Annotated in this window: 18 protein-coding genes and 2 tRNA genes; 5 read left to right on the top strand and 15 right to left on the bottom strand. The window is 57.0% G+C overall.

Annotated features, from left to right (window positions below):
* Positions 1-3 precede the first annotated feature (3 nt).
* The 10 genes from infB to rlmE all read right to left on the bottom strand — a co-directional run bounded on the left by infB (position 4) and on the right by rlmE (position 10,629).
* Positions 4-2,697, bottom strand: coding sequence for a translation initiation factor IF-2 (gene infB / locus FHW04_RS06830; protein ID WP_031375411.1), 2,694 nt, complete (start codon positions 2,695-2,697; stop codon positions 4-6).
* 17 nt (positions 2,698-2,714) lie between these two features.
* Positions 2,715-4,202: a transcription termination factor NusA gene (nusA, locus tag FHW04_RS06825; protein ID WP_031375412.1), complete on the bottom strand. Its 1,488-nt coding sequence runs from the start codon at positions 4,200-4,202 to the stop codon at positions 2,715-2,717.
* 24 nt (positions 4,203-4,226) lie between these two features.
* Positions 4,227-4,679 carry a ribosome maturation factor RimP gene (gene rimP / locus FHW04_RS06820; RefSeq protein WP_031375413.1) on the bottom strand — a complete coding sequence of 151 codons (453 nt, stop codon included), beginning with the start codon at positions 4,677-4,679 and terminating at the stop codon, positions 4,227-4,229.
* A 211-nt stretch (positions 4,680-4,890) separates the two neighbouring features.
* Positions 4,891-4,967: transfer RNA gene (locus FHW04_RS06815), tRNA-Met, on the bottom strand.
* Positions 4,968-5,026: 59 nt separating this feature from the next.
* A tRNA-Leu gene (locus tag FHW04_RS06810) sits at positions 5,027-5,113 on the bottom strand.
* A gap of 37 nt (positions 5,114-5,150) precedes the next feature.
* Positions 5,151-5,489: a preprotein translocase subunit SecG gene (gene secG, locus FHW04_RS06805; protein WP_031375414.1), complete on the bottom strand. Its 339-nt coding sequence runs from the start codon at positions 5,487-5,489 to the stop codon at positions 5,151-5,153.
* A gap of 217 nt (positions 5,490-5,706) precedes the next feature.
* Positions 5,707-7,041 (bottom strand): phosphoglucosamine mutase, encoded by a 1,335-nt coding sequence (gene glmM / locus FHW04_RS06800; protein ID WP_179420074.1) that lies wholly within the window; start codon positions 7,039-7,041, stop codon positions 5,707-5,709.
* Between the two features lie 2 nt (positions 7,042-7,043).
* The gene (folP, locus tag FHW04_RS06795; protein WP_031375416.1) at positions 7,044-7,877 is read right to left on the bottom strand and encodes a dihydropteroate synthase; all 834 of its coding nucleotides are present in this window, start codon (positions 7,875-7,877) and stop codon (positions 7,044-7,046) included.
* 80 nt (positions 7,878-7,957) lie between these two features.
* A complete protein-coding gene (ftsH, locus tag FHW04_RS06790; RefSeq protein ID WP_031375417.1) occupies positions 7,958-9,886 on the bottom strand; it encodes an ATP-dependent zinc metalloprotease FtsH in 1,929 nt (642 codons plus the stop codon).
* A 113-nt stretch (positions 9,887-9,999) separates the two neighbouring features.
* On the bottom strand, positions 10,000-10,629 hold the full coding sequence (gene rlmE / locus FHW04_RS06785; protein ID WP_031375418.1) for a 23S rRNA (uridine(2552)-2'-O)-methyltransferase RlmE: 630 nt from the start codon (positions 10,627-10,629) through the stop codon (positions 10,000-10,002).
* 127 nt (positions 10,630-10,756) lie between these two features.
* Here rlmE and yhbY point away from each other — a divergent pair, with 127 nt between their 5' ends.
* A complete protein-coding gene (gene yhbY, locus FHW04_RS06780) occupies positions 10,757-11,050 on the top strand; it encodes a ribosome assembly RNA-binding protein YhbY (RefSeq protein WP_010251809.1) in 294 nt (97 codons plus the stop codon).
* Between the two features lie 106 nt (positions 11,051-11,156).
* Here yhbY and greA read toward each other — a convergent pair whose 3' ends face one another.
* Entirely contained in the window at positions 11,157-11,633 is a 477-nt protein-coding gene (greA, locus tag FHW04_RS06775) for a transcription elongation factor GreA (protein WP_089561306.1), read from the bottom strand.
* 248 nt (positions 11,634-11,881) lie between these two features.
* Here greA and dacB point away from each other — a divergent pair, with 248 nt between their 5' ends.
* Complete coding sequence (dacB, locus tag FHW04_RS06770) at positions 11,882-13,315, top strand: serine-type D-Ala-D-Ala carboxypeptidase (protein ID WP_031375420.1); 1,434 nt, start codon at positions 11,882-11,884, stop codon at positions 13,313-13,315.
* A 301-nt stretch (positions 13,316-13,616) separates the two neighbouring features.
* Here the strand turns inward: dacB and FHW04_RS06765 are convergent, their stop codons facing one another.
* On the bottom strand, positions 13,617-15,878 hold the full coding sequence (locus tag FHW04_RS06765; RefSeq protein WP_089561305.1) for a TonB-dependent siderophore receptor: 2,262 nt from the start codon (positions 15,876-15,878) through the stop codon (positions 13,617-13,619).
* Positions 15,879-16,131: 253 nt separating this feature from the next.
* Between FHW04_RS06765 and fes the strand changes: the two genes are divergently transcribed.
* The 3 genes from fes (at position 16,132) to FHW04_RS06750 (ending at position 21,599) form a co-directional block, all read left to right on the top strand.
* Positions 16,132-17,349: an enterochelin esterase gene (gene fes / locus FHW04_RS06760; RefSeq protein ID WP_089561304.1), complete on the top strand. Its 1,218-nt coding sequence runs from the start codon at positions 16,132-16,134 to the stop codon at positions 17,347-17,349.
* 103 nt (positions 17,350-17,452) lie between these two features.
* Positions 17,453-17,680, top strand: a complete 228-nt coding sequence (locus tag FHW04_RS06755) for an MbtH family protein (RefSeq protein WP_031375422.1) — start codon at positions 17,453-17,455, stop codon at positions 17,678-17,680.
* The gene (locus FHW04_RS06750; protein ID WP_094106248.1) at positions 17,673-21,599 is read left to right on the top strand and encodes an enterobactin synthase subunit F; all 3,927 of its coding nucleotides are present in this window, start codon (positions 17,673-17,675) and stop codon (positions 21,597-21,599) included. Before FHW04_RS06755 ends, FHW04_RS06750 begins: the two co-directional genes overlap by 8 nt.
* 40 nt (positions 21,600-21,639) lie before the next feature.
* Here the strand turns inward: FHW04_RS06750 and FHW04_RS06745 are convergent, their stop codons facing one another.
* The 3 genes from FHW04_RS06745 to fepD are packed head-to-tail and all read right to left on the bottom strand — an operon-like array spanning position 21,640 to position 24,400.
* On the bottom strand, positions 21,640-22,437 hold the full coding sequence (locus tag FHW04_RS06745; protein WP_089561303.1) for an ATP-binding cassette domain-containing protein: 798 nt from the start codon (positions 22,435-22,437) through the stop codon (positions 21,640-21,642).
* Positions 22,434-23,414, bottom strand: coding sequence for an iron-enterobactin ABC transporter permease (gene fepG, locus FHW04_RS06740; protein WP_031375425.1), 981 nt, complete (start codon positions 23,412-23,414; stop codon positions 22,434-22,436). Before fepG ends, FHW04_RS06745 begins: the two co-directional genes overlap by 4 nt.
* Positions 23,411-24,400, bottom strand: coding sequence for a Fe(3+)-siderophore ABC transporter permease (fepD, locus tag FHW04_RS06735; RefSeq protein WP_082097600.1), 990 nt, complete (start codon positions 24,398-24,400; stop codon positions 23,411-23,413). Before fepD ends, fepG begins: the two co-directional genes overlap by 4 nt.
* Positions 24,401-24,527 lie beyond the last annotated feature (127 nt).

Below are 24,527 nucleotides of genomic sequence, written 5' to 3'. Positions count from 1 at the left end.
GACTTACGCGATGGTGCGTTTAACTTCAATCACTTCAAAGACTTCAATCATATCGCCGACACGGACGTCATTGTAGTTCTTCACGCCGATACCGCACTCCATGCCGTTACGCACTTCGTTGACGTCATCTTTAAAGCGACGCAGAGATTCCAGCTCGCCTTCGTAAATCACCACGTTGTCACGCAGGACGCGGATTGGATTGTGACGTTTGATGTTGCCTTCGGTCACCATACAACCTGCCACTGCACCGAATTTCGGTGATTTGAACACGTCGCGGACTTCAGCCAGACCAATGATCTGCTGTTTGTATTCCGGAGCCAGCATACCGCTCATCGCCGCTTTCACTTCGTCAATCAGGTTATAGATGACGGAGTAGTAGCGCAGATCCAGGCTTTCTGCATCGATGACGCGACGCGCAGAGGCATCGGCACGGACGTTGAAGCCAAGGATGATGGCGTTAGAGGCCGCAGCCAGCGTCGCATCGGTTTCGGTGATCCCGCCCACGCCTGAACCGACAATCTTCACCTTCACTTCGTCGGTGGAGAGTTTCAGCAGGGAGTCGGAGATCGCTTCCACAGAACCCTGAACGTCCGCTTTCAGCACGATGTTCAGTTCAGACACTTCGCCTTCGGTCATGTTAGCAAACATGTTCTCCAGCTTAGATTTCTGCTGGCGAGCCAGTTTAACTTCGCGGAATTTGCCCTGACGATAAAGTGCCACTTCACGCGCTTTCTTCTCGTCACGGACCACGGTCGCTTCATCACCGGCAGCCGGCACACCGGACAGACCCAGAATCTCAACCGGGATAGACGGACCTGCTTCTGTTACTTCGCGACCCAGTTCGTCACGCATTGCACGAACGCGGCCATATTCGAAGCCACACAGCACGATGTCGCCTTTGTTCAGCGTACCTTCACGTACCAGCACGGTTGCAACCGGACCACGACCTTTATCGAGGAACGATTCGATTACCACGCCGCTCGCCATACCTTCACGGATAGCGGTCAGTTCCAGCACTTCCGCCTGCAGCAGGATAGCGTTAAGCAGATCGTCAATGCCGGTACCCGCTTTCGCAGACACGTTGACGAACATGTTTTCGCCGCCCCACTCTTCCGGAATGATACCGTACTGAGTCAGTTCGTTTTTAACGCGATCCGGATCGGCTTCTGGCTTATCGCACTTGTTCACCGCAACCACAACCGGCACTTTGGCCGCTTTGGCGTGCTGAATAGCTTCGACAGTCTGTGGCATCACGCCATCGTCTGCTGCTACCACCAGGATAACGATGTCAGTCGCCTGCGCACCACGTGCACGCATTGCGGTAAACGCGGCGTGGCCTGGGGTGTCGAGAAAGGTGACCATGCCGTTATCGGTTTCAACGTGGTATGCACCGATGTGCTGAGTAATGCCGCCCGCTTCGCCAGAGGCGATTTTGGTCGAGCGGATGTAGTCCAGCAGTGAGGTTTTACCGTGGTCGACGTGGCCCATGATGGTCACAACCGGTGCGCGAGATTCCTGCGCTGCATCGGTATCACGATCGTCCATTACCGCTTCTTCCAGCTCGTTTTCACGACGCAGGGTCACTTTGTGGCCCATCTCTTCGGCAACGAGTTGTGCAGTTTCCTGATCGATAACCTGGTTGATGGTCGCCATGGCGCCCATCTTCATCATCGCTTTGATGACCAGAGAACCTTTCACCGCCATTTTGTTAGCCAGTTCGGCTACGGTGATGGTTTCGCCAATCACAACATCGCGGTTAACCGCCTGGGCTGGCTTGTTAAAGCCCTGCTGCAAGGCGCTTGGTTTGCGATGCTTACCGCCTTTACCACCACGAATCTGCGCACGCGCTTCTTCACGGTCAGTTTTGGCTTCAGAATGTTTGTTGCCTTTTTTCGCCGGACGCGCAGCTTTAGCAGTAGTACGCGCACGCGCACGACCCGCTTCAACCTGACGGTCATTTTCGTCTTCAGCCTGACGGGCATGGGTCGAAGTGGTGACGTGATAGTCGCCTTTATCCTCTTCTTCCGGTTTTTCCCATTCAGCTGACTTCTCTTCGGCCAGACGGCGGGCTTCTTCTGCTACGAGGCGGGCAGCCTCTTCAAGCTTACGGCGGGCTTCTTCTTCAGCTTTACGCTTCAGTTCGGCAGCTTCAGCTTCGCGACGGGCTTTATCGGACTGCGCAGCCTTGGTCACTTCGTCGGTAGGTTGATTTGTCACTTTCTCATTTTCCGCTGCTGCACGTTTGGCCTTGTCAGCGGCTTCGCGCTTGGCTTTCTCTTCGGCTTCACGTTGCGCTTTCTGTTCAGCTTCGCGACGGGCTTTTTCTTCAGCCTCGCGTTGCGCCTGCTCTTCCGCTTCACGCTGCGCCTCGGCTTCTGCTTCGGCCTGAGCTTGCTCAGACTCTGCATCACCTTTCACGTATGTGCGCTTTTTGCGGACTTCGATTTGCACCGACTTACTTTTACCCCCGGTGCCTGGAATATTCAAGGTGCTGCGCGTTTTACGCTGCAGCGTCAGCTTAGCTGAACCGACCTGACCGTGCTCACGATTCAGGTGAGACAATAAGGTTTCTTTCTCGTGCTGGGTCACTGCGTCATTTTCAGACTTAGGGATCCCCGCATCAGCAAATTGCTGTACCAGGCGATCGACCGGAGTCTGAATTTCTGCGGCCAGCGATTTTACGGTTACATCTGTCATGCTGTTCCTTCCTGTTATTACGCGTCATCGCCGAACCAGCAGATATTACGGGCGGCCATAATCAGCGCGCCGGCTTGCTCATCAGACATGCCTTCAATATCCGTCAGATCGTCAACACCTTGCTCAGCGAGATCTTCCAGCGTGCAAACGCCTTTCGACGCCAGGCGGAAAGCCAGAGCACGATCCAGACCTTCAAGATTCAGAAGATCCTCAGCGGGCTGCTGGTTACCAAGGCTCTCTTCTTTCGCCAGTGCCAGGGTGGTTAACGCATTTTTTGCTCGTTCACGCAGGGCTTCAATGGTCTCTTCGTCGAGGCCGTCAATTTCCAACAGCTCGTTGATTGGCACGTATGCCAGTTCTTCCAGCGAAGAGAAGCCCTCTTCCACCAGTACGGTGGCGAACTCTTCGTCGATGTCGAGATGTTTGGTGAACATATCGATTGCTGCGTGTGCTTCAGCCTGATGTTTGGCCTGCAGATCATCGACGGTCATTACGTTCAGCTCCCAGCCACTCAGCTGTGAAGCGAGACGCACATTTTGGCCGTTACGGCCGATCGCCTGAGCCAGATTGCCAGCTTCTACAGCGATATCCATGGTGTGGTTATCTTCATCAACCACGATTGACGCCACATCAGCCGGAGCCATGGCGTTGATAACAAACTGCGCCGGGTTGTCGTCCCACAGCACGATATCGATACGCTCGCCGCCCAGTTCACTGGAAACCGCCTGAACACGCGCGCCACGCATGCCCACACAGGCACCCACCGGATCGATACGTTTGTCGTTGGTCTTGACTGCAATTTTAGCGCGCGAGCCCGGATCACGAGCAGCGGCTTTAATTTCAATCACTTCTTCGCCAATTTCAGGCACTTCAATGCGGAACAGTTCAATCAGCATTTCCGGTTTGGAACGCGTCACGAACAGCTGCGCGCCACGTGCTTCCGGGCGAACGGAGTAGAGCACGCCACGAATACGGTCGCCTGGGCGGAAGTTTTCACGCGGCAGCATATCTTCACGCAGGATAACCGCTTCGGCATTGCTGCCTAAATCGAGGGAAATATTGTCGCGGTTAACTTTCTTCACCACGCCAGTAATAATTTCGCCTTCCTGCTCACGGAACTGATCAACCACCATCGCGCGCTCAGCTTCGCGCACTTTTTGCACGATAACCTGCTTAGCGGTCTGGGTGGTGATACGGTCAAAGGTGACCGATTCAATCTGATCTTCGACATATTCGCCCAGATTGAATGCTTCATCTTCGAAGCGGGCCGCATCCAGCGTGATCTCGCGCGTCGGCTGCGTCACCTCTTCTACGATTTCCCAACGGCGGAAAGTATCGAAATCGCCACTTCGGCGATCAATGCTGACGCGTACGTCAATTTCTTGCTCGTACTTTTTCTTGGTCGCAGTCGCCAGCGCGCTCTCCAGCGCTTCGAAGATTTTCTCACGCGGCAGGGCTTTTTCGTTAGAAACGGCTTCTACAACAGCTAAGATCTCTTTGTTCATCCTGGTTAGCCTCAATCCGGACTTTTAAAAGTGGGGGACCAGGTTCGCTTTCTGAATATTACTCAGCGCGAACACTTCATCGTTACCCTCAACGTTCACCGTGATCATCTCGCCATCAACGGACTTGATGATACCCTGCCATTTACGGCGGTTCTGAACGGCCATACGCAGCACCAGACTCACTTCATCGCCCATAAAACGGACATAGTGTTCTGCAGTGAACAGAGGACGATCGAGTCCCGGTGAGGAGACTTCTAGGTTGTAAGGCACGGTAATGGGATCTTCGACATCCATTACGGCACTTACCTGGTGGCTGACATCGGCGCAATCATCGACATTGATGCCATCTTCACTATCAATATAGATGCGCAGGGTTGATGTGCGACCACGAACGAATTCAATTCCAACCAGTTCGTAGCCCAGCGCTTCTACCGGAGCCGATACCAACTCTGTCAATTTTTGCTCTAATGTGGACAAGCCCACCCCCAAGACATAAAAAAAGGGCCTATAGCCCAGTATTACGATTCGCTAATAACAAAAAACCCCGAATATTCGGGGCTTTTAATCACTGGACCCTGTACGCCGCAATGCGGCTCGGACTCCATCCAAAGAATTTTCTTTCAAAAATGAGCCGTGAATGCGTCCGTCGATGCACACAGTATATTTGAAAAATAACTCAAAGGGAAAGTGGTTGCGGGGGCCGGATTTGAACCGACGACCTTCGGGTTATGAGCCCGACGAGCTACCAGGCTGCTCCACCCCGCGTCCGAAAACGTGGCGAATAATACGCCAAACCTGCATAAAATGCAAGTAATACTAAGATTTGGTACCGAGGACGGGACTTGAACCCGTAAGCCCAATCGGGCACTACCACCTCAAGGTAGCGTGTCTACCAATTCCACCACCACGGCACTACACTGACCACAACGATTCGTTGTGTTGACGAACTTACTTAGGAATATCGCTGCCCGGCGTGGCCGGTTGAGCTGGCTTTTCAGTCTGTTGAGAAGACTGCGCCGGCGCAGAAAGATTTTCCCACTCGCTTCCTTTCGAGGCTTTATTACTGTTCAGGTTACCGAGAACCAGGCTGATGATGAAGAACAGTGCCGCTAAGATGCCGGTTGTACGTGTCATGAAATTACCTGAACCCGTAGAACCAAACAGCGTACCGGATGCGCCTGCACCGAATGAGGCTCCCATATCAGCGCCTTTGCCTTGCTGCAGCATGATCATACCCACGAGGGCGATAGCTACAATAAGGAAAACAACTAAAAGAGCTTCGTACATATTCAACCTGTTCCTTGCACGATAATCGTACAGTTAAAGCTTCAACCAGTATTGATGGGGAGTCTCGTCATCACCCATCAGAAGCGGGTGTGAATACTAACCAAAGGCGGATACCTCTGCAAGCGCAATTTTCATCACCCAAACTAATTGCAGAAAAAAACGCCATCCCGGTGATTTTACAGGCGGTTCGGTAACCTGCGAACCGCCTGTCAGCCGATTAAAACGACTTTACCTGATCGGCGATGCGGTTTGCCAGCTCGGTTACCTGCGCCTCATTCTCGCCTTCCACCATCACCCGAATCAACGGCTCGGTGCCCGACTTGCGCAGCAACACCCGCCCCCGGCCGGCCAGCGCTTTTTCCACCTCTGCCGTCACGGTTTTCACCGCGTCGCTCTGTAACGGATCGTGCTCACCGGTAAAGCGGACGTTGACCAGTACCTGAGGCAGCATTTTCATGCCGCTGCACAGATCGTGCAGGCTCATGTGGTTGCGCACCATTGCAGTAAGTACTTGCAAACTTGCCACGATGCCGTCACCGGTGGTGGTTTTATCCAGCAGGATCACATGGCCTGAGTTCTCTGCCCCCAGACGCCAGCCCTTCTCCTGCATCTTCTCCAGCACGTAGCGGTCACCCACTTTTGCCCGGGCAAACGGAATACCGAGCTGCTTAAGCGCCAACTCCAGGCCCATATTGCTCATCAGCGTGCCGACTACGCCGCCGCGCAACTGGCCCTGACGCAGCCCTTCGCGCGCAATGATGTAGAGAATCTGGTCGCCATCCACCTTTTCGCCCAGATGGTCAATCATCATGATGCGATCGCCGTCGCCATCGTAGGCCAGACCGATATCCGCTTTCTCCGCCAGCACCCGCTGTTGCAGCATCTTCAGATCGGTAGCGCCACACTCTTTGTTGATGTTCATCCCATCCGGCTGGGTGGCAATGGCAATCACCGTAGCGCCCAGTTCACGCAATACATTCGGTGCAATGTGGTAGGTGGCCCCGTTAGCGCAGTCGACCACGATTTTCAGGCCGTTAAGGTTTAGCTCGCTTGGGAAGGTGCCCTTGCAGAATTCGATGTAACGTCCGGCGGCATCAACAATACGGCTGGCACGGCCCAGTAAGGCGGATTCAACACAGGTAATCGGTTTTTCCATCTCCAGTTCGATCGCTTCTTCAACGTCGTCCGGCAATTTGGTGCCTTCGGATGAGAAGAATTTGATACCGTTATCGTCGAACGGGTTATGCGACGCCGAAATCACAATCCCCGCTTCGGCGCGGAATGTACGGGTCAGGTAAGCGATGGCCGGGGTCGGCATCGGTCCGGTAAAGGCGGCGGTCAGGCCCGCGGCCGCCAGACCGGCTTCTAAGGCTGACTCCAGCATATAGCCGGAGATGCGGGTGTCCTTACCGATAATGATCTTTTTCGAACCGTGACGCGCCAGCACTTTCCCTGCGGCCCAGCCCAGCTTCAGGACGAAATCAGGGGTGATTGGCGCTTCACCGACTTTGCCACGAATGCCATCTGTACCGAAATATTTACGATTACTCATGATTATCCTTTTGCTCTTCGGGTCGCTTCGACCACGCGCATCGCTTCGGCCGTCTCTTTGACATCATGGGCGCGAATAATCTGTGCACCCTGCATCGCGGCGATGACCGCACAGCTCAGGCTGCCGGTTAAACGCTGTGACGGACCGACATTCAACAACTGACCTATCATCGATTTGCGCGACATGCCCACCAGCAGTGGCAGGCCGAAATGGTGAAAATCGCTGAGATGAGCCAGCAGTTCATAGTTGTGGCTAAGATTTTTACCGAAACCGAAGCCCGGGTCGAGTATCAGCCGCTCTTTTTTGATTCCCGCCGCTTCGCAACGCGCGATCTGCTGCGCGAAGTAAGTGTCCACTTCGTGCAGGATGTTTTCATAGTGTGGCGCCTGCTGCATGGTACGTGGTTCGCCCTGCATATGCATTAAACAGACCGGCAGGCCGGTCGCTGCCGCCGCTTCCAGCGCACCTGGCTCTGAGAGCGAGCGCACATCGTTGATGATGTGAGCGCCCACTCGCGCTGATTCCCGGATCACTTCGGCTTTAGAGGTATCGACCGAAATCCAGACCTCAAAACGCTGGGCAATCGCTTCGACCACCGGGATGACCCGCTCCAGCTCCTGCTCGACGCTGACCTCATCGGCCCCCGGACGGGTCGATTCACCGCCGACATCGATAATGGTCGCGCCAGCATTGACCATCTCATTGGTGTGGGTGAGCGCATCGACCAGCGCGTTATGCTTACCGCCATCGGAAAAGGAGTCGGGCGTGACATTCAAAATACCCATCACATGGGGAAATGATAAATCGAGATGGGAATCACCGGCGAACAACTTCATGGCGAATCACTCCTTGCTGATCAATATCTGGATGTAAAAAACCCCGGACCAGCCGGGGTTTTGTCTGACGAGGTGACGTCTTATTTATCGAACTGTTCTGACATGGTGTTGCCTGGGTTTGGCGTACGCGGTTCATCGACCGGACGCGGCGCCTTTGGCGTGCCGTTGCTGTCAGAGTTGCTGCTGCCTGGATCTTCCCAGCCGGCTGGCGGACGCACTTCGCGGCGCGCCATCAGGTCGTCGATCTGCGGTGCATCAATGGTTTCATACTTCATCAGCGCGTCTTTCATCGCGTGAAGGATGTCCATGTTCTCACCCAGAATGCGGCGAGCACGCTGGTAGTTGCTGTCGATCAGGTGTTTAACTTCCTGGTCGATAATGCGGGCTGTTTCATCGGACATATGTTTCGCTTTCGCGACTGAACGTCCGAGGAACACTTCACCCTCTTCTTCGGCATACAGCAGTGGACCCAGTTTTTCTGAGAAGCCCCACTGCGTCACCATGTTACGTGCCAGGTTGGTCGCGACTTTAATGTCATTCGACGCACCGGTAGAAACATGTTCAGCACCGTAGATGATCTCTTCTGCCAGGCGGCCGCCGTACAGCGTTGAAATCTGACTTTCCAGTTTCTGACGGCTGGCGCTGATCGCGTCGCCTTCAGGCAGGAAGAAGGTCACACCCAGCGCACGGCCGCGCGGAATGATGGTCACTTTGTGCACTGGATCGTGCTCAGGCACCAGACGACCAATGATCGCGTGACCCGCTTCGTGATAGGCGGTTGACTCTTTCTGCGCTTCCGTCATCACCATGGAGCGACGTTCCGCACCCATCATGATTTTGTCTTTCGCTTTCTCAAACTCAACCATCGACACTACACGCTTGTTCGAACGGGCAGCAAACAGCGCCGCTTCGTTGACAAGGTTAGCCAGGTCGGCACCGGAGAAGCCAGGCGTACCGCGCGCAATGATTGCCGCGTCAATATCGGTCGCCAGCGGAACACGGCGCATATGCACTTTCAGAATCTGCTCACGGCCACGCACGTCTGGCAAGCCCACCACCACCTGACGGTCGAAGCGGCCTGGACGCAGCAGCGCCGGGTCAAGCACGTCAGGACGGTTAGTCGCGGCGATAACGATAATACCTTCGTTACCTTCGAAACCATCCATCTCAACCAGCATCTGGTTCAGTGTCTGCTCACGTTCATCATGACCACCGCCTAAACCCGCGCCACGCTGACGGCCCACCGCATCGATTTCATCGATGAAGATGATGCACGGTGCCGCTTTTTTGGCCTGTTCGAACATGTCACGCACACGAGATGCACCGACACCAACAAACATTTCAACGAAGTCAGAACCGGAGATGGTAAAGAAAGGCACTTTTGCTTCACCGGCAATCGCTTTCGCCAGCAAGGTTTTACCGGTACCCGGAGGACCGACCATCAGCACGCCTTTCGGAATCTTACCGCCCAGCTTCTGGAAGCGGCTCGGTTCACGCAGATATTCCACCAGCTCGGCGACTTCCTCTTTCGCTTCGTCACACCCGGCAACGTCGGCGAAAGTGGTTTTAATCTGGTCTTCCGTCAGCATGCGGGCTTTACTCTTGCCGAAGGACATCGCGCCCTTGCCGCCGCCGCCCTGCATCTGGCGCATAAAGAAGATCCACACCCCGATCAGCAGCAGCATCGGGAACCACGAGATGAAGATCGACGCCAGCAGGCTTGGCTCTTCCGGTGGTTCGCCAACCACTTTGACGTTTTTGGTCAAGAGGTTATCGAGCAACTTGGGATCATTGACAGGAATGTAGGTGGTGTATTTATTGCTGTCTTTTTTAATAACGTTAATTTCACGCCCGTTAATACGTGCCTCGCGGACCTGATCCTGGTTCACTTCCGACAGGAAGGTTGAATAATCAACCCTACGGCCATTCGACTCGCTGGGCCCAAAGCTCTGGAATACTGACATCAGCACGACCGCGATGACTAACCAGAGAATCAGGTTTTTCGCCATGTCACTCAAGGGATTAACCTCATATTACAACGGTGTTAACAGATAGCGTAGGGTACTATAGATCCTTCATACATGGAATCGCAGCAAAACTGCGGACTACTCCAGCAATTTGGTTATAGTTTGCGCCCAGTCGCCACAATGTACACTTCACGTGAACGTGACCGTGAAGCGTCCGGCTTACGAATTTTCACTTTCGTAAACAGGGAGCGAATTTCCCGCAGGTATTCATCGAAGCCATCTCCCTGAAACACTTTCACTACAAAACTGCCGCCGGGTGCCAGGATATCCCGACACATTTCCAGCGCCAGTTCGACTAAATACATCGACCGGGGAATATCTACGGCAGGTGTACCACTCATATTCGGTGCCATATCGGACATGACAACCTGAACTTTCTGATCGCCAACGCGCTCAAGCAGCGCATTGATCACCGATTCTTCACGAAAATCACCCTGAAGGAAATCGACACCGACAATCGGATCCATAGGCAGGATATCACAGGCAATAACGCGCCCTTTGTTCCCAATTTGCTGTACGACATATTGTGACCAGCCACCGGGTGCAGCACCCAGATCTACCACGGTCATGCCGGGTTTGAAAAGCTTGTCACCCTGTTGTATTTCATCAAGTTTAAACCAGGCGCGCGAACGCAACCCTTTTTTCTGCGCCTGAAGCACATATTTATCGCTAAAGTGTTCCTGGAGCCAGCGGCTGGAGCTGGCCGAACGCTTTTTACCCGTCATAATATTTCCAACTAAATCGTCATCGTAGCGATAAACCTGCACGCAATGGGTTGCGTCGATTTGGTGATATACCCGAGATGGCGGTAGAATGAACCGTTTTCAATCCCTGAGTAAGTAAAAAACTACGATGAATCTAAGTACCAAACAAAAACAGCACCTCAAGGGCCTCGCCCATCCGCTCAAGCCGGTGGTTATGCTGGGTGGCAATGGCCTGACTGAAGGCGTGCTGGCCGAAATCGAGCAGGCTCTGTCGCATCACGAACTGATTAAGGTGAAAATTGCCTCAGAAGATCGTGAAACAAAGCAGCTGATCGTTGAGGCGATCGTGCGTGAAACCGGTGCCAGCAACGTACAGGTGATCGGCAAAACGCTGGTGCTGTATCGCCCGTCTAAAGAGAGCAAGATTTCTCTGCCACGTTAAGTGGGCAAAGAAAGTGCCATGCTCTTACCTCAGATAAAAGGCCGCAATGCGGCCTTTTTCCTTTCTTTACATTGTGCTTTAACGCATTTCAAAGCGTAGCAACATCTTAAAGGTATTCCACCTTAAGGATTTCATATTCAACATCGCCGCTAGGGGTTTTGATAATCGCCACATCATCTGCCTCTTTACCCACCAGGCCACGCGCCATCGGTGAATTTACAGAAATCAGATTTTGCTTAAAGTCAGCTTCGTCATCACCCACGATACGATAGGTCGACTCTTCGTCGGTATCGATATTCAGTACGGTTACCGTCGCGCCAAAAATGACCCGGCCGGTTTTCGGCATCTGAGTGACGTCAATCACCTGGGCATTGGAGAGTTTGGCTTCAATCTCCTGTATGCGGCCTTCACAAAAACCCTGCTCTTCACGTGCGGCATGATATTCCGCATTCTCTTTCAGGTCGCCATGCTCGCGCGCGTCAGCGATAGAGGCAATAATGCGCGGACGCTTCACGGTTTTCAGCTCGTTCAGCTCTTCGCGCAATCTTTCTGCGCCTCTTAACGTCATCGGAATCTGATTCATTTAAGCTCCTCGTCATCTATCCTGTTTAACGGTGTCATCCTGACCGGTGACTGCAGAAAAAAGCGTTCTGCGACGCATTAGCCGGTTTTGCAAACAAAAGAATCCTGACCCGGACAGTATTCCAGGCCAGAAAAGGGTTTTGCAATTTGATACGTATTTTACCCCAGAGTTCCCTGCGGGTCATCGTTTACTTTCCACCACCCAGCGACGTAGTATTGACGGCTTCACCTGCCAGTTACCGCGAGATTATGCGATTTTCACGACTTGTTACCGGATTAACCTGTGCATTTATGCTGCAGGCACAAGCAGCGCCAGTTGATGAATACATGCAGTATCTGCCAGACGGCGCCAATCTGGCGCTGATGGTGCAGAAAGTGGGTGCATCAACGCCGATCATTGATTACCACGGAAAACAGATGGCGTTGCCCGCCAGTACCATGAAGGTAGTGACGGCGCTGGCGGCATTACTGGAACTGGGCGGAGACTACCGTTTTCAGACCACCTTTGAGACCAAAGGCGCGCTGGTTGATGGCACGCTGAACGGCGATTTAGTGGCACGTTTTGCCGGCGATCCCACCTTAAGCCGGCAGGATCTGCGCAACATGGTGGCAGCGTTAAAGAAGCAGGGCATCACCCATATCAAAGGCAATCTGGTGATTGATACCTCGGTGTTTGCCAGTCATGACATGGCACCGGGCTGGCCGTGGAACGACCTGACCCAGTGCTTCAGCGCCCCGCCGGGTGCGGCGATCGTCGACAAAAACTGTTTCTCCGTTTCGCTCTACAGTGCTAACACGCCGGGCGAGAATGCATTTGTGCGTATCGCCTCCTATTACCCGGCGCATATGTACAGCCAGGTGCGCACCATCGGCCGCAACAGCGGCGAAGGGCAATATTGCGAACTGGACGTGGTGCCGGGCGAACTGAACCGTTACACCCTGACCGGCTGCATGCGTCAACGTGCCGAACCGCTGCCGCTGGCGTTTGCGGTTCAGGATGACGCCGCCTGGGCTGGCGAGATTCTGAAAGCGGAGCTGCGTGCCGCGGATATCGATTACAGCGGGCATCTGGTGCGTCAGTCTCTGGTCACCGAGCCTGGCACGGTACTGGCCTCAACCCAGTCGGCACCGCTGCATACGCTGCTGCATACCATGCTGAAGAAGTCTGACAACATGATTGCCGACACGGTGTTTCGTACCATTGGCCATCATTACTTCAACGTGCCGGGAACCTTCCGCGCCGGTCAGGATGCGGTTCGCCGGATCCTGAAAGCCAAAGCCAATATCGACATGGGCAACAGCATTCAGGTCGACGGTTCCGGCCTGTCGCGTCATGACCTGATTTCGCCGCAAACCATGATGCAGGTACTGCAGTACATTGCGAAGAATGACAGCACGCTGGACTACATCTCGATGCTGCCGCTGGCTGGTTATGACGGCACGCTGCAGTACCGTGGCGGGCTGCATGAGGCGGGACTGGATGGCAAAGTGTCGGCAAAAACCGGCTCACTGCAGGGGGTCTACAACCTGGCGGGCTTTATCACCACCTCGAGTGGTGCCCGGGTCGCCTTTGTGCAGTTCCTCTCCGGCTATGCGGTTCCACCGGAAGATCAGCGTACCCGCCGTATTCCGCTGGTGCGTTTTGAGAGCCGGCTCTACCGCGATATTAACCAGAACAACTGATTAAGTAGCGAAAAAAAACGCAGCAGGCGATCAACCTGCTGCGTTTGTTAATAAAGTCTGGCCCCGTCAGCGATGAGACCGAGCCTGCACTGGAAACAGAGGCAGATCGGAAAAACGCTTAAGCCAATCCCTGGTCGTCCGGCCCGCGCGATTACGCACCTCATCTCTGAGGTACGCCCGAAGTCGGGACACCGCCTGGCGTTTTTGTCCATGGTGTGGAACGCTTTCCTCCCCTGCTCCCTGCGCGTTGAGCTTATCAATTGCGGCCAGATTCGTCCGGATCGGGTTATGGCTAAACCCATCAGAAGTGGGTATTCACACTCATATAGTAAGTGCGGCCCGACTCGTTAAAGGTGTTAGCACCGGCACCGTACAAATACGCGCCGGTAGTGGCGTTACCGGTGGTCTGCGCATTGCCTTCGCGGAAGTGGCGCTTATCGAACAGGTTGTCGATCCCCACAGTGACGCTGGCATATTTGTTGACGTCATAGGTACCGCTCATGCCGACCACTGAGTATGGACTGACCTCATCGGTGGCGCTGCCCGTGACCGGATTGCCTTTATAGTCATACTTTTTCGGCACCTGTTTGCCGTACCAGGTCAGCGTGGTTTGCAGTGACAGATCCTGTGTCGCCTGCCAGCTCAGCGTCGAGTTCAGGGTGTATTCCGGGATAACCGACAGGCGATCGCCGGTCTCTTTGTTTTTACTCTGCAGCATGTAGGTGAAGTTATTGTTCCAGCTCACGCTGTCTGAGAACGGCACGTTAACCGTCCCTTCCAGCCCTTCCACCACCGCTTTCGGCACGTTTTCCCACTTATAGATGTCGGTTTTACCGTTCGAGGCGGTACCGGTTGGCAGCGTGCCTGCCTCAATCTTATTGCGGTAATCATTGCGGAACCAGGTCAGACCGGCCTGATAACCCTCATGTTTCCACTCCAGCCCCACCTCTTTGTTGATGCTGTTTTCCGCTTTCAAATCGTCGTTGCCCATCAGATAACAGGCACCGGCGCTAGAGGCGCAGCCCTGGCCGTTACTGTAAAGCAGATAGTTCGGGTTGGTCTGATACAGGCTCGGCGCTTTGTAGGCGCGGGCGATGCCCATTTTCAGCGTGAAGTCATCGCCTAATCCCTGTGACAGGTTGAGCGACGGGCTCCAGTTGTTACCTGCGATGGAGTGATGATCGAAACGCAGGCCTGGCGTCAGCATGGTGCTGTCAGTCAGTTCAATGTTGTCTTCAGCAAACAGTGAGAAGATTTCAGCCTGAGAATAGGGGCTGCGACCGGTGGTGGCGATGCCCGGAATGGAACCGTAGCTGGCCGCCTGAGTGGTCGATGACGGATCCTTCATCCGCTGCTGGTTCCACTCGGTGCCGAGGGTAGCCGTCTGATTGACCAGCCATTCAAACGGAATACTGACCTCACTGTGCAGCAGCACATCGTCCAGCTGAATGGTGTTGAAGTCGCTGTTGGAGAAGATCCCTTCGGTGCCGCCCGCCAGCCCTTCATTCAGGCGCGAGTTGCGGGTGTTCTCATATTGCGCATAGGTATTGGTACTGATGCCATTATCCCAGGCGCCGGTCCACTTCAGCGAGAAGCTCTGCCGATAAAGGCGATTGGTTTCATCACCATATTTGCTTTTCACCAGCGCGTTGGTGTTGGTGTTCTGTGTATCACCGGCATACAGGTTGCCCTGCCGACTGTAACCGGCGCCAAACTCCAGTGCCTGCATTGGCGCAAAAGCCCAGCGCAGTAAGGCATGAACATCTTTATTGACCGAGCCTTCACGGCCGGCCGGATAGGATCCGGCATAGGTACCGGTTCGCTGGGCAGCATGTCCTTCATTAATGTCGTACGCATCGGCCTGAGTTTTTGCCAACCCGCCATACAGCCGGAAGCTGAAGTCGTCGCCTAACGGCCCTTCGAGGCTAAAGTTAGTGCGTCGGGTTGCCCCTTCATCTTTATGCTGCGGCACGTTGTAGTAGGCGCTCCACGAGCCGTGCCACTGATTATCCAGCTCTTTTTTGGTGATGATATTTACCACCCCGCCAGCAGCACCATTACCGTAACGTGCCGCCGCCGGACCACGGATCACTTCAATATGATCAATCATCTCAGGCGGAACCCAGTTGCTGTCGCCGCGCGTATCACGCTCGCCACGCCAGCCCAGACGCACCGAGTTGCGGCTGGTCACTGGCAAGCCATCAACGAGGATCAGGGTGTTTTCCGGCCCCATGCCGCGGATATCGATCTGTCGGTTATTACCGCGCTGGCCGCTGGTGGAGTTACCGGTCAGGTTAACGCCGGGCATGGTACGAATGATTTCAGAGACGTCGCGAGCAGGCGGATGTTTTTTGATTTCGTCGGCGGTGATGGTCGACACACCGGGTGCCTGAAGCGTTTGCTCGGCGGCGGTGACCATCATGGTGCTGTCGCTGGCGGTATCGGATGAGTTGCTGGTGATGCCCGGGTCAGTAGCGGCAGCTACTGCGCCGGTAGAAATGAGAGAGGTGGTGACGCCAAGTTCAATCATAATGGCTAACGAAAGCCGGGATAACTTTTTCATTTTTTTATTCCTGGATTGCCAGCGAAAGGCCACTGCCGGCGCGCCGGTGAAAAGGTAAGTACCTTGCCTGCAACGCATTCCAGTTCTCTCCGGACCATCTTCAACAGACCCTCGTCCCGGTCTGAAGCCCGATACGGCAGAGAGGATGCGTGCGCTCCCTGTAGAGCGGAAACACCCTATTGCAAATGAAAATAATTATCAATAGTATTATTCATAACATGCATCACCCCTAATCAAGTGTAGTGATCGACTGATGGCGCGTATGACGTGGTTAAATGAAGTGACCGGCAGTGACGCCTGGTGGCAACAGCAGCAGCAACAGGGCATTCCCTTGATTGAACCCGGCGAAGAGGGAACCTGTCAGGTCACCTTCTTCTGGCGTGATCCCCACGGCGATGAGTCCCACTCGGCGATCCGCCGCGTCTGGATCAACATCACCGGCGTGACCGATCACCATCAGTCCGCCGCCCCCTCCTCCTTAACACGCGTTCCCCATACCGATGTCTGGTGGTGGCAAACCACCCTGCCCGCTGACTGGCGCGGCAGCTACTGCCTGATACCCGATCGCCAGGCAGAGAAATTTGACGGCCAGACTGATATGCAGACGCTGCGCCAATGGTGGAGCGGCAAATTCCCGTCAGCGCAGGCGGACCCGCTCAACCCATTGCGCGGCTGGGCCGGCGGACGCGGCATGCGGGTATCACCGCTGCACCTGCCGCAGGCGCCCGATCAATCGGTGTGGCACGAGGTTGATCGCGGCCAGCCGGCGGCTATCCCGCTGCAACCGCTGCTGTGGCGCAGCGAACGACTGGGTAATCAGCGCACGGTGTGGCTTTACTGCAGTGGCGAGGCCTCTTCCGCCGCACGTCCGCTGGCGTTATTGCTGGATGGACAGTTCTGGGCGCAGACCATGCCGATTGCCGGTCCGCTGCAGCAGCTCACCGCCGCAGGCGAACTGCCACCGGCGGTCTATGCGATGATCGACATTATCGACCGGGAACACCGCAGCCGGGAGCTGACCTGTAATCCTGAATTCTGGCTGGCGGTGCAGCACGAACTCCTGCCGCTGATTCAGCAAACCGTTGCCTGCCGGGTGCAGGGCGACAGCACGCTGGTGGCAGGACAGAGTTTTGGCGGACTTTCCGCAGCTTACGCCACCTTAAGCTGGCCAGAGACCTTTGGTGCCGCCATCAGCCTTTCCGGCTCCTTCTGGTGGCCGGCGCGCGGTAACCCCAACGGCTGGCTACCGCAACAACTACAACAAGGTTTGCTGCAGGCGCCGCCGCGCCGCTTTTATCTCGAAGCTGGACGGCGTGAGCGGCTGATTCTGGCAGCGAATCAACAATTTGAGCGTGATTTAATCGCGGCCGGGCATCAGGTTAGCTATCAACCGTTTGAAGGCGGTCACGACGCGCTCTGCTGGCGCGGCGGCCTGCTGGCCGGATTAAAAGCAATGTGGCAATACCCGTAATTCGCTTATCGGCCCTCTTTCACGCCCGAGGTCGCTCGCGGTCAGCGGCGGCGCGCAGGATGAGGGCGATATCTCGCCTGGATATCACGGGCAGGAGACCAATATGCAACATCTTAATCCGTTCGACGATCCGCAGCAGGATTGTCATGTACTGATCAATAACCAGCAACAGTACAGTTTATGGCCCGCCTTCCGGGCGATTCCGTCTGGCTGGCAGCCGGTATTTGGTCCCCAGCCACAGGCGATCTGCCTCAGCTGGCTGAATGAAAACTGGCACGATATTCGTCCGGTCACCGCCAGCGCTAGCACCAGCCGGAGCGACGATGTCTGAGATCATCATGAACCCGAACCTGACTGAACAGAAAACGTTGCCGCTGGTTGCCGCTCAGCCCGGCATCTGGATCGCAGACCAGTTATCCCCGCACGCTAATGCTTACGCGGTGGCGCATTTTGTCGAACTGCGCGGCGCGCTCAACAGCACGCTGCTGGCCAAAGCAATCGTTGCCGGCATGCAGGAAGCGGATACGCTGAATATGGCGTTTGGCGAGCAGGACGGTGAACCACAGCAGTGGTCTGCACCGCAGCGCTTTGCTACGCCGCAGGTGATTGACCTGCGCAATTCAACCGATCCGGTCGCCGCGGCTCGTGCGCTGATGCAGCAGGATATGTCTGGTGACCTGCGGGTGATAAGCGGCGCGCCGCTGTACCACCACAGCCTGTTGCGGCTGGGTGATGAGCACTGGTACTGGTATCAGCGTTATCATCATCTGGTGGTCGATGGCTTCAGCTTTACCGCCCTGACCCGCCGTATTGCCAATCTTTATAGCGCCTGGCAGCGTGATGAAACGCCCGAGCCGACGCCCTTTACGCCGTTCAGCGAGGTGGTCGAAGAGTACCAGCGCTACCAGCAATCTGCTGGCTGGCAGCGTGATGCGCAGTTCTGGCGCGAAAAAGGCGCGCAGCTTCCCGCGCCTGCGTCGCTCTCCGACCAGCCGCTGGCGGGCCAGAGTGCCAGTACCGATCTGCTGCGCCATCGCTTTGCGCTGGACAGCAATAACTTTCAGGCCCTGCTGGCGCATACCCAACAGCTGCAGCTCAGCGCGGCTGACACCGCGATTGCGCTGGTCTCGCTGTGGCTGGCACGTCTCAGCGGACAAAACGACTTTGCCGCCGGTTTTATCTTTATGCGCCGCATCGGTTCAGCCGCGCTGTGTGCCACCGGTCCGGTGATCAATGTGCTGCCGATGGCGGTGCACAACGATCCGGCCCAGCCGCTCGGCGCGCTGGCGGCGCGACTGGCGGGCGAAATAAAAAAAATGCGTCGACATCAGCGCTACGATGCCGAGCAGGTACAGCGTGATCTGGGCCGTTCCGGCGACAGCGATCCGCTCTACGGACCGGTGATCAACCTCAAGATGTTTGATTACCAGCTCGATTTTGCCGGCATTAAAGGCGTGACGCATCAGCTCGCCTCCGGCCCGGTACGCGATCTGGAGATTGCCATCTACCTCAGCGAACAGGGTGACCTGACGCTGGAACTGCTGGCGAACGCGCAGCGTTACAGCGAAGTAACCCTCAGACAACACGCCAGCCGCGTTGATCTGCTGCTGTCGCAGCTGGCCGCCGATCCCGATCGCCCGTGTGGCGAGCTGGATATGCTGACGCCGGCTGAACATCAGCAGTTAGCCACCCTTAACCAGACGGCAATGCCGCTACCGGCAGAGACGCTGAGCAGCCTGCTGTTAAGCCAGGCGCAGCGTACTCCGCAGGCCCCGGCGCTGGCGGATGAGGCCCATCAGCTTACTTATCAACAGATGCAGCAGCAGGTGGCGGCGCTGGCGCAGCAGCTGATTGCACAGGGTGTGAAGCCGGGCGATATCGTCGCCGTCGCCCTGCCGCGATCGGTGTTCCTGTCGCTGGCGCTGCAGGCTATCGTTAGCGCGGGTGCCACTTACCTGCCGCTCGATACCGGCTATCCTGACGATCGTCTGCAGATGATGCTGGAAGATGCCGCGCCGAAAACGCTGGTCACCTGTCATCAGCTGGCCGGACGACTGGCCGCCCTTACGCCGGTCACCCCGCTGTTTTATGACGCACTGTTAACCCCGAACACGTCAGAGATCAGCCAGCAGCCACGCCCGCAGGATGGCGCTTACATAATCTATACCTCCGGCTCAACCGGTCGGCCGAAAGGGGTGCTGGTCAGCCATCAGGCGATCGTTAACCGCCTGCTGTGGATGCAGGATCACTATCCGCTCGGCAGCAGTGATGTGGTATTGCAGAAAACCCCGAGCAGCTTCGACGTGTCCGTCTGGGAGTTATTCTGGCCGCTGATGGTCGGCGCACAGCTGGTGATGGCCCCGCCGGATGCCCATCGCGATCCGGAGGCGTTGCAACAGCTGTTTGCCCGCCATCGCGTTACCACGACCCATTTTGTGCCGTCGATGCTGGCGGCCTTTGTCGCCACGCTGCAGGATGCGGACGCCGTGGCGCGTTGCGCTACCCTGCGCCAGGTGTTCTGCAGCGGCGAAGCGTTACCGGCTGAGCTGTCACGCCAGTGGCAAAATCTGACCCATGTCGCGCTGCACAATCTCTATGGTCCGACCGAAGCAGCGGTCGACGTCAGCTATTACCCGGCCTCGGGTGAGGAACTGGCGGCGGTCGAAGGTGCCAGCGTGCCAATTGGCTTCCCGGTCTGGAACACCGGCTTACGGATTCTGGATGCCCGTCTGCAACCGGTGCCGCCTGGCGTGGCTGGCGATCTCTATCTGACCGGCGTACAGCTGGCGCATGGCTATCTTGATCGCCCTGACCTGACCGCCAGTCGTTTTGTCGCTGATCCCTATGGCGACGGCAGCCGGATGTACCGTACCGGCGATGTTGCGCGCTGGCTGGCCAATGGCGCAGTCGAATATCTCGGCCGCAGCGACGATCAGCTTAAAATTCGCGGACAGCGGATTGAACTGAATGAGATCGACCACGCCCTGGCTGCCCTGCCCGGCGTGGAGCAGGCGGTGACGCATGCACTGGTGCTGGGTGGCGCAGACCCTCAGCAGGGAGATGCGCGCCAGCTGGTGGGCTATGTGGTGGCGGATCAGCCGATTGATGCCGTGGCGATGCGTCAGGCGCTGGCGACTCAACTGCCTGCGCACATGGTACCGGTCGCTATCGTGCAGCTGGCGGCGTTACCGGTCAGCAGCAACGGCAAGCTGGATCGTAAAGCGTTGCCGCTGCCGCAGACGCAGACAGCGGAAGCGGGCCGGGACCCGCATCCGGGACTGGAAACCACCCTGGCACAGGCGTTCGCCACGCTGCTGGAGCGGGAGTCGATCAGCGCTCAGGATGATTTCTTCGCCCTCGGCGGCCACTCGTTACTGGCGATGCGGCTGGCGGCACAGCTGCGCCGCCGCCTCAATCAGCCGGTGTCGGTCGGCCAGATTATGGTCGCTTCCACGGTGGAAAAACTGGCAGCCTTGCTGAGCAGTGAATCGGCTGAGGCCAGCCGTGCCGGCTTTGAAGCGGTGTTGCCGCTGCGGCGCGGCAGCGGGCCGACGCTGTTCTGCTTCCATCCGGCTTCAGGTTTTGCCTGGCAGTTCAGCGTACTGCAACGCTATCTCGATGCACGCTGGTCGCTGCTTGGCATTCAGTCACCGGATCTCACCAGCCCACTCAATCAGGCATCGCATCTCGATGCGGTGTGTGAGGCGCACCTGGCGACGATACGCCAGCAGCAGCCGCACGGTCCTTACTATTTCCTCGGCTATTCGCTGGGCGGGACGCTGGCGCAGGGTATTGCGGCGCGGCTGGAAGCCGCAGGTGAAACCGTTGCCTTCCTCGGCCTGCTGGATACCTGGCCACCAGAGACGCAGAACTGGGATGAGAAGCGCGGGGAAAACGTACTGGATCCGGCGGTACTGGAAGAGGTTAACCGGGAGCGCGAGCAGTTTATTGCGGCGCAGCGCCAGCAGGCGGGAGAAGGGATGGAGGCGCTGTTTACCACCATCGAAGCCAACTACGCCAGCTCAGTGCGACTGCTGGCCACGGCCCGCAGCGCGCGCTTCAACGGCCGGGCGACCCTGTTCCTGGCGGAACAGACGCAGCAACCCGGTCAGGATGCCAGTCGCGCCTGGTCATCTTACGTTGCCGAACTGGACATATGGCCGCTGGATTGCGCCCACGTCGAGATCATTTCGCCGCGGATGTTTGAACAGATTGGGCCACGCCTGCAGCAACTGCTGGCGGCGTTTTAATCCCCGACCGACTCGCGCCTTCCCGCAGGGGAAGGCCGAATCAGCTGGCTGCACGCCCCAGCGGCACAATCATCGGGGTGTGGGCCACCGGATCGTCAACAATCATGCAGCGCAGGCCGTAAATGGTTTCAATCAGCGCCGGCGTCACGATGTCGGCCGGTTTACCTTGCGCAATAATCTTACCGTCCCGCATGGCAATCAAATGGCTGGCGTAGCGGCATGCCTGATTGAGGTCGTGCAGCACCACCACCAGCGTACGGCCATGCTGCCGATTCAGATCCTGCATTAACTCCAGCAGTTCAATCTGATGCGCGATATCCAGCCAGGTCGTCGGTTCATCGAGCAACAGCAGTGGCGTTTGCTGCGCCAGCACCATCGCAATCCAGACCCGCTGCCGCTGACCGCCGGACAAGGTATCGACCTGCTGCTGTGCCAGATCGGCCACGCCGGTCGCCAGCATCGCCTGCTGCACCGCCACTTCATCTTCCAGCCGCCAGCGACCAAACAGCGGCTGGTGAGGATAACGTCCGCGCGCCACCAGCTCACTGACGCTGATGCCGGCGGGTGCATTGGAGCTTTGCGGCAACAGCCCGAGCCGACGCGCCACCTCTTTGGTGGAGTAGTGGGCAATCGCATTGCCATCCAGCAGCACCTCGCCCTGTAACGGCCGGGCCAGCCGGCTCAGGGTACGCAGCAGCGTCGATTTACCACAGGCGTTGGGGCCAATGATCACCGTCAGCTCACCGTCAGGGATCGCCACTGAGAGATTCTCCGCCACGATTTTTTTGTCATAACCGAGCGTCAGCGCGTTGCCCTGCAAACGTGTTGTTACTGTCATTGGCGTCGCGCCTCCCGCACCAGTAGAGCAATCAGATAAAGTCCGCCCAGGCTTACGGTAATCACGCCAACCGGCAGTTGATAGGGCAGGAAAAAGTGCTGCGCGGCGTAGTCAGCGGCGGTTAACAGCAGCGCGCCACATAATGCCGCCAGCGGTAATGCGCCTTTGATTCCGCCGCACAGTCGACGGGCGATCTGCGGTGCCAGCAGCGCAATAAATGAGATCGGCCCGACCAGCGCAGTCGAGGCCGCCGTCAGGATCACCCCGGTCAGCATCAGCAGGATGCGGCTGCGCTCAACCGCTACGCCAAGCGCGCAGGCGGTATCATCGCCCATCTCCAGCAGCCGCATCCGCCGCGCCAGCAGTGCGGTTGCCAGCAGCGCCAGCAGTAGCACGCTGATTACCGGCGTGGTTTTCGCCCAGCTGATGCCGTTCAGCGAGCCGGCGCTCCACAGGCCAGCGCTCAGTGCTGCCTCGAGTGAGGCGCTGATGATAAGCCAGCTGTTAAGCGCCATCAGCAGCGCCCGCACGCTGATGCCGACAATGATCAGCCGAAAAGTCTCGACGCCGTTGCGCCAGCTAAACAGCCAGACCACACCCGCCGTCAGCAATCCGCCGATCAGCGCCGCCAGCGTCATGCCTTCCATGTTCTGCTGGAACAGCACCAGCGCCACCAGCACACCGCTGTAGGCGCCGGTGTTGAAGCCCAGAATGTCCGGGCTACCGAGCGGATTTCGCAGCAGCGATTGAAAGATAGCGCCGCTCACGCCGAGCGCCGCCCCGATCAGCAGCGCCATCATCACCCGCGGCAGACGCCACTCCACCACAATCAGCTGAATATTGCGCGCCGCCTCGCCGTTAATCACCTGCCACAGCTGCGCAGCCGTGATCGGCAAGGTGCCGCGCGTCACGCCGAGAAAAGCCAGCGCCAGACACGCCAGCAGCAGCCAGACGCCGTTGAAGGTTACACGCTTCATACTGCACCTCTGCCAGCCTTACGGCGCACCAGCACAATCAGCATTGGCGCGCCGAGGATTGCGGTCACAATCGATACGCGCAGCTCGCCCGGTACCAGCACGCGGCCGAGAATATCAGCCGCCAGCAGCAGACAGGGCGTAATGAGAATGGTGCCAGGCAGCATCCAGCGATGATCGTTACCGAACAGCCAGCGTGCCAGGTGCGGCGTCATTAATCCGACAAAGGCAATCGGCCCCACCGCGGCGGTGGCGGCCCCGCTCAGCAGGGCAATCGCCAGCAGCCCAATAAGCTGGGTGCGGGCAACGCGGGTACCGAGCGCGGTTGCCATATCACCGCCCATGCTGAGACTGTTGAGCGAGCGTGCCAGCAGCAGCGCCAGCAGGCAACCGATCGCCACGGCAGGAAAGGTCGTGCGCAGCATGGTGAAATTACGGATATCCAGCGAACCGCTGTGCCAGAAACGCAGATGATCATAGATGTCAGGGTTGAGCAGCGATAAGCCAGAGGTTAAGCCCTCTAACACCGCGCCCAGCGCCACCCCGGCCAGCGTCAGACGCACCGGATTAACCCTTCCACCACCGATAGCGCCGGTCAGCGCCACCAGCAACGACGCCAGCAGCGCCCCGCTAAAGGCAAAGCCCAGCCAGTCGGCCGGTGAATCGGCACCGAACAGCGCAATGCCCAGCACCACCGCGAAGCCGGCCCCGGCATTGATGCCCAGAATACCGGGATCGGCCAGCGGATTGCGCGTCAGGCTTTGCATCAGCGCGCCCGCCACGCCGAGGCCAACGCCCGCCAGCAGCCCGGCCAGGGTGCGTGGCAATCGGGCGTCACGCACAATGATGCAGTCAGCGCTGGAGCAGTCGGTCAGCAGCGCCTGAGTGACATCATGAAAGGCAATGGATTTGGCACCCAGCATCAGACTGAGCGCGAGGAGCAGCAACAGCAGCATCCCTGAACCTGCTATTACATGGAATTGACGCATAACATTTAAACCTTCACGAATTCAATGGCATCGCGGTGGATACCTTTATGATAATGATACTTGTTATCGTTCTTACGCGTTTTTTGTATGTTACCATGACTCGTAAACTCAATGATGAGGAAAATGG

The sequence above is a fragment of the Pantoea sp. AN62 genome (genome assembly GCF_050432985.1).
GTDB lineage: Bacteria > Pseudomonadota > Gammaproteobacteria > Enterobacterales > Enterobacteriaceae > Pantoea > Pantoea brenneri.
Note: the sequence above shows the minus strand (reverse complement) of the source record. Positions and strands in the feature narration are given on the sequence as shown.